The 13,622-nt window shown below is 71.5% G+C and carries 15 protein-coding genes; 7 read left to right on the top strand and 8 right to left on the bottom strand.

Annotation, left to right across the window (positions count from 1 at the left end):
• Positions 1 to 39: 39 nt before the first annotated feature.
• From DEI88_RS07475 to DEI88_RS07455, 5 genes are all read right to left on the bottom strand, one after another.
• Positions 40 to 333, bottom strand: coding sequence for a hypothetical protein (locus DEI88_RS07475; RefSeq protein ID WP_111036412.1), 294 nt, complete (start codon positions 331 to 333; stop codon positions 40 to 42).
• A gap of 46 nt (positions 334 to 379) precedes the next feature.
• Complete coding sequence (fliS, locus tag DEI88_RS07470) at positions 380 to 859, bottom strand: flagellar export chaperone FliS (RefSeq protein ID WP_111008828.1); 480 nt, start codon at positions 857 to 859, stop codon at positions 380 to 382.
• 4 nt (positions 860 to 863) lie between these two features.
• Positions 864 to 2,303, bottom strand: a complete 1,440-nt coding sequence (gene fliD / locus DEI88_RS07465) for a flagellar filament capping protein FliD (protein WP_258375075.1) — start codon at positions 2,301 to 2,303, stop codon at positions 864 to 866.
• Positions 2,304 to 2,391: 88 nt separating this feature from the next.
• The gene (locus DEI88_RS07460; protein ID WP_111036411.1) at positions 2,392 to 3,594 is read right to left on the bottom strand and encodes a flagellin N-terminal helical domain-containing protein; all 1,203 of its coding nucleotides are present in this window, start codon (positions 3,592 to 3,594) and stop codon (positions 2,392 to 2,394) included.
• A gap of 136 nt (positions 3,595 to 3,730) precedes the next feature.
• The gene (locus DEI88_RS07455) at positions 3,731 to 4,552 is read right to left on the bottom strand and encodes a sigma-70 family RNA polymerase sigma factor (RefSeq protein ID WP_111008826.1); all 822 of its coding nucleotides are present in this window, start codon (positions 4,550 to 4,552) and stop codon (positions 3,731 to 3,733) included.
• A 305-nt stretch (positions 4,553 to 4,857) separates the two neighbouring features.
• Between DEI88_RS07455 and DEI88_RS07450 the strand changes: the two genes are divergently transcribed.
• The 5 genes from DEI88_RS07450 to DEI88_RS07430 all read left to right on the top strand — a co-directional run bounded on the left by DEI88_RS07450 (position 4,858) and on the right by DEI88_RS07430 (position 9,624).
• Entirely contained in the window at positions 4,858 to 5,346 is a 489-nt protein-coding gene (locus tag DEI88_RS07450) for a flagellar protein FlgN (RefSeq protein WP_111008825.1), read from the top strand.
• A 2-nt stretch (positions 5,347 to 5,348) separates the two neighbouring features.
• Entirely contained in the window at positions 5,349 to 6,779 is a 1,431-nt protein-coding gene (flgK, locus tag DEI88_RS07445; RefSeq protein ID WP_111072105.1) for a flagellar hook-associated protein FlgK, read from the top strand.
• 5 nt (positions 6,780 to 6,784) lie between these two features.
• Positions 6,785 to 7,678: a flagellar hook-associated protein FlgL gene (gene flgL, locus DEI88_RS07440; RefSeq protein WP_111072104.1), complete on the top strand. Its 894-nt coding sequence runs from the start codon at positions 6,785 to 6,787 to the stop codon at positions 7,676 to 7,678.
• On the top strand, positions 7,675 to 8,067 hold the full coding sequence (gene fliW / locus DEI88_RS07435) for a flagellar assembly protein FliW (RefSeq protein ID WP_111072103.1): 393 nt from the start codon (positions 7,675 to 7,677) through the stop codon (positions 8,065 to 8,067). The genes flgL and fliW overlap by 4 nt, the downstream gene beginning before the upstream one ends.
• A gap of 615 nt (positions 8,068 to 8,682) precedes the next feature.
• Complete coding sequence (locus tag DEI88_RS07430) at positions 8,683 to 9,624, top strand: hypothetical protein (protein ID WP_181441228.1); 942 nt, start codon at positions 8,683 to 8,685, stop codon at positions 9,622 to 9,624.
• Positions 9,625 to 9,664: 40 nt separating this feature from the next.
• On the opposite strand, the gene DEI88_RS07425 is transcribed toward DEI88_RS07430, so the two are convergent.
• The 3 genes from DEI88_RS07425 to DEI88_RS07415 all read right to left on the bottom strand — a co-directional run bounded on the left by DEI88_RS07425 (position 9,665) and on the right by DEI88_RS07415 (position 12,071).
• Positions 9,665 to 10,633 carry a beta-ketoacyl-ACP synthase 3 gene (locus tag DEI88_RS07425; protein ID WP_111036406.1) on the bottom strand — a complete coding sequence of 323 codons (969 nt, stop codon included), beginning with the start codon at positions 10,631 to 10,633 and terminating at the stop codon, positions 9,665 to 9,667.
• An 87-nt stretch (positions 10,634 to 10,720) separates the two neighbouring features.
• Positions 10,721 to 11,113, bottom strand: a complete 393-nt coding sequence (locus tag DEI88_RS07420) for a ChaB family protein (protein ID WP_111072102.1) — start codon at positions 11,111 to 11,113, stop codon at positions 10,721 to 10,723.
• A 106-nt stretch (positions 11,114 to 11,219) separates the two neighbouring features.
• Positions 11,220 to 12,071, bottom strand: a complete 852-nt coding sequence (locus DEI88_RS07415) for an SDR family oxidoreductase (RefSeq protein WP_111072101.1) — start codon at positions 12,069 to 12,071, stop codon at positions 11,220 to 11,222.
• Between the two features lie 120 nt (positions 12,072 to 12,191).
• Here DEI88_RS07415 and DEI88_RS07410 point away from each other — a divergent pair, with 120 nt between their 5' ends.
• Both DEI88_RS07410 and DEI88_RS07405 read left to right on the top strand, forming a co-directional pair.
• Positions 12,192 to 13,163 (top strand): aldo/keto reductase, encoded by a 972-nt coding sequence (locus DEI88_RS07410; RefSeq protein WP_111012491.1) that lies wholly within the window; start codon positions 12,192 to 12,194, stop codon positions 13,161 to 13,163.
• Between the two features lie 55 nt (positions 13,164 to 13,218).
• A complete protein-coding gene (locus DEI88_RS07405; RefSeq protein ID WP_111008817.1) occupies positions 13,219 to 13,542 on the top strand; it encodes a hypothetical protein in 324 nt (107 codons plus the stop codon).
• Positions 13,543 to 13,622: the final 80 nt, after the last annotated feature.

Genomic DNA, 13,622 nt, shown 5'->3' with positions numbered 1-13,622 from the left:
GCCCGCCCGACGTAAGCGGTCGCCCCGAACGGGGGTCGGTCAGCCCGTGACGTCGAGGTACCGAGCCGGTTCCGGCGCCCGCGACGACGCGACGGACCGCAGCGCGCCCAGGTGCGCGGCGACGTCCCTCCTGGCCGCGTCGACGCGCGCGACGGCGTCCCGCTGTGCTGCGAGCAGCCGGGAGGCCCGACCCATGAGCTCGCGCGGGATCCGTCCCAGCCCGGTCGGCGGGGTCCACGGCGGCACCGCGACGCCGACGGCGTCGGCGCGCGCGACCGCGACCTCGAGGTCGGTGAGGACGCGGTCCCACGCCGAGTGCGCGTCCACGGTCACCGCGTCGCCGCGATCCTGACCGGACTGCTCGCCGGGCGTCGACCACTCAGGCGACACCGAGTGCTCCCCCGGTCCCGGTCGCCGTCGCCGACGCGGGCAACGCCGCGGCGGCGTCGTGCCACGCGGCACGGAGCGGCTCGAGCAGACGGATGCACTGCCGTGTCGCGTCGACGTCGTGGTGCACGTTCGCGGTGATCAGCGCGGTCGACGCGTAGTTGTAGATGGCGAGCAGCCCCTCCCCGCCGTCCCACACGTCGATGCGGAGCGACGTGGACAGCTCCCCCACGATCGCCTGCGCGTGCATGAGCTGCTCCCGAGCGGTCGACCAGTCGGCGGTGGTCTGCGCCTGCTCGGCGCGGTGCAGGTCGAGGAGCAGCCGGTCGTAGAGCATCGTGACGAGCTGGGCCGGGGTCGCGGACAGCACCGACTGGGTCGCGTACTGCGCGCGGCGACGGTCGTCAGCGGCGGTGCCCTCGGCGGCGGCGCGACGGAACGCGGCGGCGGAGGCGAGGTCGAAGGCGTTCATCGGGTCACTTGCTCGACGACGAGTACGAGGGCAGCGACGAGATCTGGCTCGTGAGCCAGGTCGACTGCGACTTCAGGGTGGACAGGTTCGTCTCGAGGTTCGTGTACTCCTCCTGCAGCGTCGCACGGCGGTCCGCGAGCCGCGTGTCCCAGTCGCTGATCTGCTGGTTGAGGTCCGTGACCACGGACTGCTGCCCCGTGATCGCGGTCGTGATCGAACCGCTGTACTTGTCGGACGCGCCGTTCGCGACGTTCGCGACGTTCTGCGCCAGGCCCGAGAGGATCTTCTGCGTGCCGGCGGGGTCCGTCGCGAGCGCGGCCTGGAACGCGTCCGAGTCGAAGGTGAAGTCGCCGTCCTTCGTGATCTCGATGCCGATCGAGGACGGGGACTGTCCGTTCACCGGTGTCGACATCGCGCTCGTGATCTGCTGCACGGCGTCCCGCGTCGTCGCGTCACCGAGGAGCACACCCGCGGTCGTGGACTGCGAGCCGTCGGTGGCGCTCGTCGTCGTCGACACGCTCGTGTTCGAGGAGTAGTAGCTCGTGATCGCGTTGAGCGCGTCGACGAGACCGGACGCGACGGCGGTGGCCTTCGTCGTGTCCTGGGCGACGTTGATCGTGACCGGCGACGCGGACACCGCCGACACGTTCACGGTGAGTCCGGGCACGAGGTCGGTGAACGTGTTCGTCGAGCTCGTGATCGTCTGCGCGGCCGCGGTCCCCGCCCACAGCGTGACCGAGGCGTCGGACGCCTGCTGCACCACCGCGGCGCCGGACTCGGTGAGGACGTTCGTCGCGGTCCCCGCGTCGACGTCGCTGCCCGAGCCGCGGTAGAGGCTGAACGCGCCCGCCGACCCCGAGGCCGTGGCGGTGAGCTGGAGCCGGTACTGCTTCGTGCCGTCGGCCGTCGTGCCCGCGGCGACCTTCGTCGCGGTGACACCGGCGCCCGCCTTGTTGATCGCGCTGACGACGTCGTCGAGCGAACCGGAGGCGGGGCTGATCTCGGTCTTCGCACCGCTCGCGGAGACGAGTGTGAGCGTCGGCGCGCTGCTCGACCACGTCGTCATCGCGGCGGTGACACCGACCTGCGTGGCGGCGGTGCTCCCGACCGTGAAGCTGACGCTGCCGGCGGCCGCGGTGCTCGACACGCTCGCGGTGACCGCGGAGGACGAGCTCGACGCGGTGAGGAGGTTGAGGGAGGTGCTCGTGGCGGCGGCCGTGGCCTTCGTCGCCATCGTCGCGAACAGTCCGTTGATCGTCTGCAGCGACGAGATGAACGCGCTCGTCGACGTGACCTTGTCCTGGAGCAGCGACTGCGGCAGCTGCTCGATCGACATGAGCGAGTTGATGATGCTCGTGGTGTCGAGGCCACTGGCGAGGCCGTCGATGCCGAGCGTGCCCGATGCCGACGTCGAGGTGGTCGTCAAGGCGGAGGTGGTGGACACCGTGGGGCTCCTTCCGGTCGTTCGACGGCAGCGACGCCGCCGCACGGATCACCCGAACGGATCCGTACGGCGGCGGCCGCCAGGGGTGTTACTTGAGCAGCGAGAGGACGCCCTGCGTGCTCTGGTTCGCCTGCGCGAGCATCGCCGTGCCGGCCTGGCTCAGGATGTTGTCGCGCGTGTAGTTGACCATCTCCTCCGCCATGTCGACGTCGGTGATCCGCGACTGCGCCGCGGTGAGGTTCTCCTTCGCCACGTTCGTCACGTTGATGGCGTGATCGAAGCGGTTCTGGACGGCACCGAGGTTCGAGCGGGCGGTCGACACGGCCGTGATCTGCGCGTCGATGGCACGGATCGCCGCCTGGGCGTGGTCCGCGGTGTCGAACTGCAGGCCCGTCGTGGACGAACCGGCGGCACCGACCAGGGTCGGCGTCGTGGCGGTGGCGTCCGCGGTGAGCGGGCTGGTCGTGCTGACGGCGCTGCCGTCGTCCGCACGGACGTTGAAGCCCGTGGTCGCGCCGTTCGCGTCCTTCACCGCGGTGGCGGTGAAGTTCTTCGAGAACGTGGCGTCGCCGTTCAGCGCCGACACGACGTCGTCGATCGAGGTGAACGAGCCGCCCGTGCCGGAGCCCTGCAGGGCGCCGGTCGTGATCGACAGGTCCGAGGTCGAACCGGCTCCGGACTCGAACGAGAGCGTCGCGCCCTTGAACGCGGTGTCGAGGTTCGTGCCCGCGGCGATCGTGAACGCGGTGCCGTCGGACTGCGTCGCGCCGAGCGCGTCGACGACCTTGTTCACGTTGGCGCCGGACAGGTCGACCGAGATCTGGCTGTTGGCGTCACCGTTCGCGCCGACCTGGAACTTCAGCGTGCTGTTGCTGTTGAGCAGCGACGTGCCGTTGAAGTTCGTGGACGAGGCGATGCGGCTGAGCTCCGACTGGAGCGACGAGACCTCGGTCGTGATCGCGGTGCGCGAGTCGGCGTTGTTCGAGTCGTTGCCGGCCTGCACGGCGAGGTCACGCATGCGCTGGAGGATCGAGTGGACCTCGGTGAGGCCACCTTCAGCGGTCTGCACGACGGAGATGCCGTCCTGGGCGTTGCGGGCCGCGACCGTGAGGCCACCGACCTGCGACTTCAGGCCCTCGGAGATCGACAGACCGGCGGCGTCGTCGGCGGCCTTGTTGATCCGCAGACCGCTCGAGAGCTTCTCGAGCGAGTTCGACAGGTCGTTCTGGGTCGCGTTGAGGTTCCGGTACGTGTCGAGTGCCGAGAGGTTGGTGTTGATGGACATACCCATGGTGATTTCCTCCGTGAAACGTGGGTGTGGTGCGCCGGCCCGTCCATGGGCTGGCATCGAGGACTCTCGGCCGTGCGGCCGGAGCCGTTAGGAGACGGTGCGGACCGATTTCCGCGGTGCCGTGCTCCCGACGTTCTCAGCTCGCCGCGGCGGCAGTTCCGGCGAGGGGTTCGATCACGGCGCGGGCCATGCCGACCGCCGCGTTCGAGGCGACCCGTGCGAGGTAGGCGCTGCGTCGCGCGGCCGTCGTGCGGGAGCGCGGCTCGACGACGACGTCGTCGCTGTCGCCGTAGTGGGCGGTCAGGCCGTCGTGGAGCAGGCGCATCGCCTCGGACCGCTGCTGCGACACCGCCGAGTGGGTGATCCCGAGCTCCTCGGCGACCTCGGTGACGGTGCGGTCCCCGAAGTACACGGCCTCGACGATGAACCGCATGCGCTCCGGCAGAGCGGCGACGGCAGCGCGGAGGTAGCGGGTGCGCTCGGTGGCGAGGAGGTCGTCACCGGGCAGCGGGACCTCGGCCGCGAGCGAGTCGTGCACGGTCTCGTCGATCGTGGTGACCGTCCGGCCCGCGTCGGCGAGGGCGTCCGCCGCGGACTGGCGGTCGACCCCCATGGCGTCCGCGAGCTCCTGGACCGACACCGCGCGTCCGAGCTGCGCCGTCAGGGTGTCCTGCACGGCGAGGGTCTCCTTGATGCGCTTGCGCGTCCCACGGCTGGCCCAGTCGCCGGCGCGCATGTCGTCGGCGAACGCCCCGGTGATGCGCGTGCGGGCGTACGCGCCGAACGGCACCCCGAGCGAGGGGTCGTACGCGTCTGCGGCGGTGACGAGCGCCAGGGCACCGACGGAGGCCATGTCGTCGCGCGACAGGTGGGTCGCACGGGCGCAGACCTCGGCGACGAGGTACCCCACCAGCGGGAGGTTCTCCACCACGAGTGCGTTGCGTGCCGTGCGGTCCATCCGGTGTCTCCCCCTCGATGATCGGTGCGGTCGCCCGCGGTGCAGTCATGAACCTATCGACGAGCTGAGGGGGACAGGAGACCTCCACCGGCCCCAGTCCGGGGGTTTCCTGGGTGGCAGGTGTCGTCATTTCGGGGGACAAGTCGGACCGCGTCCCCCCGAAGTGGAGGCGCACTGCCACTGGTGCCTCCCTGAGGGTTCGGCTAGCGCACGCCCAGCTCGCTCTTGCCGTGACTCCTAACGACGGCGTCCGCGCGGACCGATAGTCCCCGTCGACGCAGCGAGCCGATCACCGGGAGGAGACCTTGGGCATGAACGAACTGTCCGCCGTGCTGTGGCGGGAACGCGAGCTCCTCGAGCTCCTCACCTTCAAGCTCGAGGAGGAGCAGCTGCTCCTGACCGCCGGACGCTCGCGGTGGGTCGACCACGCGAGCCGTGAGGTCGAACAGGTCCTCGAGCGGCTGCGCGCCGTCGGCCTCGAGCGCAGCGTCGAGAGCGCCGCCGTCGCCGAGCAGCTCGGCGCGCCGACCGACGCACCCCTCCGCGAGATCGTGTCGGCCGCCGCGCCGGAGGGGCCGTGGGGCGAGATCCTCGCTGCGCACCTCCGCGCGATGATCGAGCTGACCGCGCAGGTCGCCGCGCTGCGGGACGAGAACGAGCGGTTCCTCCGAGCGGCGGCGCGCGCCACGCAGGAGACGCTGGCCGGTGCGGTCGGCGAGGTCGCGACGTACGACGGCCGCGGGTCCGCCGACGCCGGCGCCGCCGGAGCGCACTTCTTCGACGGGAGCCTGTAGTCATGGTCAGCACCTTCGGATCGCTCGCAACCGCCTACTCCGGGCTCTCCGCCGCCCGTGCCGGACTCGACGTCGTGGGTCAGAACATCGCGAACGCGGGGACGACCGGGTACACCCGGCAGCGGATCACCCAGACGTCCATCCCGCCGGTCGCCGCGACCGGGCTCCTCACCGGTACGGTCGCGACCGCCGGCCAGGGCGTCTCCGTCGACGGCATCGCCCGACTCGCGACCATGACGCTCGACACGCAGGTCCGTGCCTCCGCGTCCGCCTCCGGGTACGCGTCGGCTCGCTCGTCCGCACTGTCCGACCTCGAGACGTCGTTGAACGAACCCGGGGCGAACGGACTGTCCAGCCAGCTGGACACGATGTGGTCGGCCTGGTCGGACCTCCAGAACAATCCCGGGGACACCGCGTCCGGCGGCGTCGTGCTCAGCTCGGCCACGCAGGTGGCGAGCACGCTGCGGACCGGATCCCAGGCGATCGACGCGCAGTGGGCCTCCGCGCGGTCCGACGTCGGCGACGCGGTCGGGCAGCTCAACACCGCGGCGACCCAGGTCGCGGCGCTCAACGACCGCATCCGCACCACCGCCGCAGGGGGCGGCTCGACGAACGAGTTGATGGACCAACGCGACGTGCTCACCGAACAGATGGCGTCCCTGTCCGGCGCCACGGTGCGGGACAACGGCGACGGCACGGTCGACGTGGTCATCGGCGGGAACGCGATCGTCGACGGCACGTCCGCCCAAGCCGTGGCCGTCACCGGCTCCGACACGCTGCGCGGCGCCGCCGCCTCCCCGGTGACCCTGTCGTGGGTCGGCGGGTCCGGCTCGGCCGTCACACTGGACGGCGGCAGCATCGCCGGCACGCTCAGCGTCCTCGCGCCCGCGAACGCCGACGGCACCGGGGGCGCCCTCGCCGAGGCCTCCGCGGGGTACGACCGTGTCGCGACCGCGCTCGCCACGCAGGTGAACGCCGTGCACGAGACCGGGTACACCCCCGCGGGTGCCACCGGCACGGACTTCTTCGCGATCGCGGCCGGTGTCCCGGCCGCGCAGGGCCTCACCGTCGTCCCGACCGACGCCGCCGGCATCGCCGTCCGGACCGCGGACGGCTCGTACAGCGGCAGCATCGCGGACACCATCGGCCAGATCGGCTCCGCCGCGGACGCCCCCGACCGGACCTGGTCGGACGTCGTCACCGGCATCGGCACGACGTCGAAGACGGCCGCGACCCAGACCACCCTCACCGGACTCGCCGCGACGAGCGCCAAGACGCAGCAGCAGTCCGGGGCCGGCGTCGACCTCGACGAGGAAAACGTGAACCTGCTCACCTACCAGCACGCCTACCAGGGGGCCGCGCGCGTGCTCACCGCGGTCGACCAGATGCTCGACACCCTCATCAACCACGTCGGCGTCGTCGGGATCAGCTGATCGTCATGCTCACTCGTGTCACGACCCAGATGTCCATGGCGGCGGCGCAACAGCGTCTCCAGACCGGTGCCGCGCGGCTCGCGCAGCTGCAGGACCAGGCGTCGAGCCTGAAGAACATCACCGTCCCGTCGGACGACCCCAGCGGTACCGGCAAGTCGATCACCGTGCGGAGCGCCCAGGCCCAGAACGCGCAGTACTCTCGCAACGCCGACGACGGCGCCGGGTGGCTGGCCACGACCGACTCCGCGCTCGCGAGCGTGTACTCGGTCATGAACAAGGTCCGGGACCTCACCGTGCAGGGATCCAACAGCGGCACCATGAACGACACCGACCGGAACGCGATCGTCACCGAGCTCCAGGGACTCAAGCAGGACCTGCTCCAGGACGCCAACACGCAGTACGGCGGTCGGGCCGTCTTCGCCGGCAACACGGACGCGTCCGCCGCGTACGGCAGCGACTTCACCTACAACGGGTCGACCGACGGCACCGACGTCGGCGTGCAGCGCCGGATCGCGTCGGGGACGACCGTGCGCGTCGACACCGACGGCAGCGCCGTCTTCGGGACCGGGAGTGACTCGGTGTTCAGCCTCATCGACGACATCAGCAGCGACCTGCAGTCCGGTGCCGAAGTCAGCGCGCGGATCAGTCAGGTCGACAGCCGCATCGCCGCCGTCCGTGGCGTCCAGGGCGACGTCGGCACGCGACACTCCTCGGTCATCGCCGCGCAGTCGACGCTCGCGTCCCGGTCTACCGACCTCGAGGGACAGCGCTCCCAGATCGAGGACAAGGACGTCGCCAAGGCGATCCTCGACCTGCAGCTCCAGCAGACCAACTACCAGGCAGCCCTCGCCGTCACCGCGAAGACGCTGCAGCCGACCCTGATGGACTACCTCTCATGAACATCCCGCTGACGTTCACCGTCCCACCGTTCGGTCTCGAACCCCTGACGTCGTTCACCCTGCAGGAGGTCACCGGTGCCGAGGGGCTCTTCGCCCTCGCCGGGCACGGCACCACCGCTGCCGGCACCGATGACCCACGCCTGTTCGTCCTCGACGCCGCCGTGCACCTGCCCGACTACGCGCCCGTCATCACCGAGGAGCAGACCGCGCTCCTCGACCTCCGCGACGCGGGCGAGGCGATGCTCCTCGTCGTCGCGAACCCCGCCGAGAGCGGCACGACGGTGAACCTGCTCGCGCCGGTCGTCGTCAACGCCCGGACGGGCGTCGGCGCGCAGCTCATCCTCGAGGGGCAGGACCACCCCCTCCGAGCGGTGCTCGCGCGCCGCTGACGCCGCCCCGCCGCTCCCGCTGGTTTCCCGACAGGTCAGCGGTCGTCCGACACGCACGACGTCCCCGAAGACGCGTGCATCTGGTTCCCGCGCATACGACGACATCGCCGATGACGGACGACAGCGGGATCGTCGCCAGGTGACGCACCACTCGCTTCCGACGGTGACGACGCTCCTCCCCAGGTGATCCACCAGGAGGCCCGTCCCCAGTCCAGTGCTCCCGGTGCGTGGGCGCGCCCGGAGCTCCACGAGCATCACTGCATGCCGTCGACTCGTCACGCCCGCTCTGGTCGCGCCGCCGACAGCCGCCGGTGCCGCCACCGACCGGGAGGCCCACCTCGTCCCCGCCGGACCGGCAACCGCCGGGCGCGCACGGTCGGTGCGGGCCCCGTTCACGGATCCCCGCAGCGCACGACCGGCGTCCACGCCGCCAGCACGCGTCCACGACGCCGACGCCGCCCGCGGGCCGAGCTGCCGACGCTCCCCCGCGCGGGCTTACCCCTCCGCCCCATCGCCGCCCCGACGCGCAGTCTGAAGCGGAAGAAGCGCGCAGGCAGGGCGGGCGGAACGCACCGGCCCCGGCACCCGCGAAACCGCCGAGCGTAGGGTGCACGAATGGCCAAACGAGGCACCCCGGGCGATCGAAACGCCATCGTCCCCCTTCCCGTCACGGTTCCGACCGACAACACCTCGGTCGAGGCGCAGACCGACGTACCCGGCCCGAGCGGCCTGGCGTCCACTCGCTGGTCGGCGACGCTCGACCGCGTGCTCAGCGTGCAACGCCCGGTCGTGGTCGCACACGTCGACCGGATCCGTCGGCGCCGCCCGGACGCCACACCGGCCGAGGTCATCGCGATCCTCGAGCGCCAGTACCTCACCGCCGTGTCGACGGGCGGCGCTGCGGTCGGAGCGAGCGCGGTGATCCCCGGGGTCGGGTTCGCGACGAGCCTCGGCCTCACGGGCGCGGAGACGGCGGCGTTCCTCGAGGCGAGCGCCCTGTTCGCCCAGTCGGTCACCGAGGTGCACGGCATCGCGGTGACCGACCCCGAACGAGCGCGGACGCTCGTGATGGCGATGATCCTCGGCGCGCCCGGAACCTCGCTCGTCAAGCAGCTCGCGGCCCAAGCCGGGGGTGGCCCGACGCGGACGGCGTTCTGGGGCGAACTCGTCACGTCGAGCCTGCCCCGCTCGGTCGTCAGCGGCATCGGCGGGCGGCTCCGTGACTCGTTCGTCAAGCGCTTCCTGGCGCGGCAGGGGGCGAGCGTGCTCGGCCGCGCGGTGCCGTTCGGGATCGGTGCGGTCATCGGCGGGGTCGGGAACCACGCGCTCGGCCGCAAGGTGATCGACGGCTCGCGGACGGCGTTCGGCCCGCCGCCGGCACACTTCCCGCTCCCGGTGTCGCCGCGCACCGAGCGGGCTCGACGCGGGCGCGACGTCGCCCCGGGCGAGGCCGGGACCTCGCGGCGCCGGCAGCGCGCCCTGCCCTGGCGTCGTCCGGCCGACACGGACGACCTCTGGGCCGACCCGGACACGGGCACGGACACGCCCGCGTCGTAGCGAGCGGGCCGGGCGCGTCACGGCCGCGCCGACGGTGGACTCAGCCCCGCCGGACCGGCGTCCGGACGACCTGTCCGGCGTGCGCGAAGCCCCCGCCGAACCCGAACAGCAGCGCGGGCACGCCCTCGGGCAGTTCCCCGGCCGCCCACGCCTTCGACAACCCGAGCGGCACGCTCGCGGCCGAGGTGTTCCCGGACTCCTGCACGTCGGTGATCACGAACTTCGTGTCGCCCCCGAGCGCCTTGGCGAGCGGCTCGATGATCCGGAGGTTCGCCTGGTGGAACGCGAGCACCTGGATCTCGTCCATCGTCATCCCGGCCTTCTCGACGACGCGGCGCGCGTGCCCCTCCGCCTCGGTGATCGCCCAGCGGTAGATCGAGCGGCCTTCCTGCGAGAACCGTTGCGGGTCCCCGTCGACGAGCACGGCCTCGAGCAGGTGCGGGACGCTCCCCCAGGACACCGGGCCGATCTCGGCGGTGTCGCTGCGTTGGACGACGGCGGCTCCGGCTGCGTCGCCGATGAGGACGCACGTCGACCGGTCGGTCCAGTCGACGAGGCCGGAGATCTTCTCGGACGCGATCACGAGCGAGGTCGTGGCGCTGCCGAGCCGGATGGACTGGTCGGCGAGGGCGAGCGCGTACTCGAAGCCGGAGCATGCGGTGTTGATGTCGATGGGCGCCGGGCCGGCAGTGAGTCCGAGCGCGACGGCGACGCGTCCGGCGGTGTATGGCGCGCGGTCGGTGGCGGAGGTCGACGCGACGAACACCTGGTCGATCTCGGCGGGGTCGATGCCCGCATCGGCGATGGCGGCGCGGCCGGCCTCGATCGCCATGCTCGTGACGGTGTCGGTCTCGGACGCGATGTGCCGCGTGCGGATCCCGGTTCGGGTCCGGATCCACTCGTCGTTCGTGTCGACGATCGCCGCGAGGTCGTCGTTCGTCATGATCCGGGCGGGCTGGTGGTGCCCGAGGCCGATGATGCGGCTGCCGGGCGTGTTCGCGTCGTTCACCGGATCGACGCTAGTCGACGCGCGCCCGGCGACCGTGCAGTGCGCACGACAACGAACCCGACCCCGTCTTGGGGGCCTCGTGCACGTTCACGAGCGGGCGTCGCGCGTCGCCTTCGCGTTGGCCTTCTTGATCGCGTCGATGAGTTTGTCCTTGGTCATCGACGATCGCCCGCTGACGTCGAGCCGCTTCGCCACGTCCATGAGGTGCTGCTTGGACGCGTTCGCGTCGACGCCCTGCTGGGTCTCACCGTCGTCACGACTCCCGGCTGCACCGGAGTCGGACGGACCGTTCTCCGCCTTGCGCTCCCAGTGGTCGCCGATCTTCTCGTACTCGTGCTTGACGGCGGCGAACGCGGTCCGGTGGGCGCGCTCCCCGGGGCCGTAGGTCTCGTTCGCCGAGTCGAGCGTCTTCGCGTAGATCTCCTGCGCGTGCTCATCCGAGCGCTGCAGGGTGCTCGGGATCTCGTCCTTCGCGGGCATGGTGTCTCCTCTCGCTGGTCCAGTCGTACCCCACACGGCCGGGTGTCGGACGGGAGGCGCGGCACCGGCCCGGTGTCGCGCCTCCCGTCCGTCCCGTGGTCGCGGATCAGAGGATCGGCGTGCCGCCGGTGACGGCGATGCGGGCACCGGAGACGTAGCTGCCGTCGTCACTGGCGAGGAGCACGTACACCGGGGCGAGTTCCGCGGGCTGGCCGGCGCGACCGAGCGGCGCCTGCGACCCGAACGACTCGACCTGCTCCTCGGGCATCGTCGACGGGATGAGCGGCGTCCAGATCGGCCCGGGCGCGACGCTGTTCACGCGGATGCCGCGCGACCCGACGAGCTGCGCGAGCGCGGCCGAGAAGTTCGCGATGCCGGCCTTCGTCACGTCGTAGGGCAGGAGCGTCGGCACGGGGTTGTCTGAGTTGACCGAGCTCGTGCCGATGATCGACGCGCCCGCCTCCATGTGCGGCAGGGCGGCCTTCGCGAGGTGGAAGTAGGCGCTGAGGTTCGTGGCGATGGTGTGGTCCCACTCCTCGTCGGGGATCTCCTCGAGCGTCTCGTGCGTCATCTGGAACGCGGCGTTGTTGACGAGTACGTCGAGCCCGCCGAACTCCTCGACCGCCGTCGCGATCACGGAGCGGCAGTACGCCGGGTCGGACAGGTCACCGGGGAACAGGACGGCCTTCCGGCCGGCGTCCTCGATCCAGTGCTTCGTGTCCTGGGCGTCCTCCTCCTCGTCCGGGAGGTAGCTGATGAGCACGTCGGCGCCCTCGCGGGCGAACGCGATGGCCACGGCCTTGCCGATGCCGCTGTCGCCGCCCGTGATGACGGCACGCTTGCCGGTCATCCTGCCTGAGCCCTTGTACGACTGCTCGCCGTGGTCCGCCTTGGGGCCGAGCTCGGCTTCACTGCCGGGGGTGTCCTGCTGCTGCGGGGGCTGCTGCTGGTCGCTCATGTGGTCCTCTCCTGTCGTTGCTCCGTCGGCGTCCGTTGGCGATGCGTGGCGGACGCACGGCACCCAGGCTGGTCCGCTGCTCCTGGGCCCGCGCTCAGCGGGAGGCGTAGACCCGGAGGCATGGAATACACACACCTCGGACGCACCGGCCTGTCCGTCTCCCGCGCCGTGCTCGGCACCATGAACTTCGGACCACAGACGAGCGAAGAGGACTCGTTCGCGATCATGGACCGCGCCCACGACCTCGGCGTCAACTTCTTCGACACCGCCAATGTGTACGGCTGGCAGAAGGGCGAGGGCGTCACCGAGCAGATCGTCGGCCGCTGGTTCGCGCAGGGCGGCGGCCGCCGCGAACGCACGGTCATCGCGACCAAGCTGTACGGCGACATGGGCGACTGGCCGAACGAGTCGAAGCTCTCGGCCCTGGCGATCCGTCGTCAGCTCGACGACTCGCTCCGCCGGCTGCAGACGGACCACGTCGACCTGTACCAGTTCCACCACATCGACCGGGAGACGCCCTGGGAGGAGATCTGGCAGGCGATGGAGGTCGCCGTCCAGCAGGGCAAGGTCCTGTACGCCGGGTCGAGCAACTTCGCCGGGTGGCACATCGCCCAGGCGCAGGAGGCCGCCGCGCGCCGGAACTTCGTCGGCCTCGTCAGTGAGCAGTCGATCTACAACCTGCTCGTCCGCGACGTCGAGCGCGAGACCCTGCCCGCCGCGCGCGCGTACGGCCTCGGGATGATCCCCTGGTCGCCGCTCCAGGGCGGTCTGCTCGGTGGCGTCATCGAGAAGACCGAGGAGGGCTCGCGCCGGCTGGAGGGTCGCGCGAAGGAGGCCCTCGAGGCGAACCGACCCGCGATCGAGCAGTACGAGGCGTTCGCGAAGGAGATCGGCCACGCGCCGGGCGAGCTCGCGCTCGCGTGGCTGCTCCACCAGCCGGGCGTGACCGCGCCGATCACCGGCCCGCGGACGATGCAGCAGCTCGAGTCGGCGGTGGCATCCGTGGACATCCACCTCGACCAGGCGGCGCTCGACCGCCTCGACGAGATCTTCCCGGGGCACAAGACGTCCCCGGAGGACTACGCCTGGTGATCACGACCACAGCGGACACACGGCACGTGGCCTGGACCACGGAGAGGACGACGACATGGTGAACGACCGCGGCGGGATGAACGAGGGTGCCGCGAGCGTGGGTGCGAGCCTGCAGCACGAGGCATCCGAGTCGGGCGACCGGCACATGGACCAGCACCCGGAGCAGATGGGTCGCGCCGAGGACGGCTCGTCCGGCCTCGACCGGGAGGACCGGGGCGAGCAGGAGCAGAGCGCTCTGGCCGCACTCGGTGACGACGCGCGCGGCGGCGACGCGATGGTCGGCGCGGCCGATGCGGCCGGCGACGCGTCCTCCGGCACCCAGCAGGACGACCAGGAGGCACCGGGCGGCGACCGTGCCGACGGCGCCGACGTGCCGTGACGGGCTGACCCGGCCGATGCCCGGGGCCCGGCTCCGGGATCCGGGACCCAGGACCCAATCCGCGAGATCGCAGGAGATGC

The organism is Curtobacterium sp. MCBD17_003, assembly GCF_003234885.2.
In the GTDB taxonomy this organism is placed as follows: Bacteria; Actinomycetota; Actinomycetes; order Actinomycetales; family Microbacteriaceae; genus Curtobacterium.
Note: the sequence above shows the minus strand (reverse complement) of the source record. Positions and strands in the feature narration are given on the sequence as shown.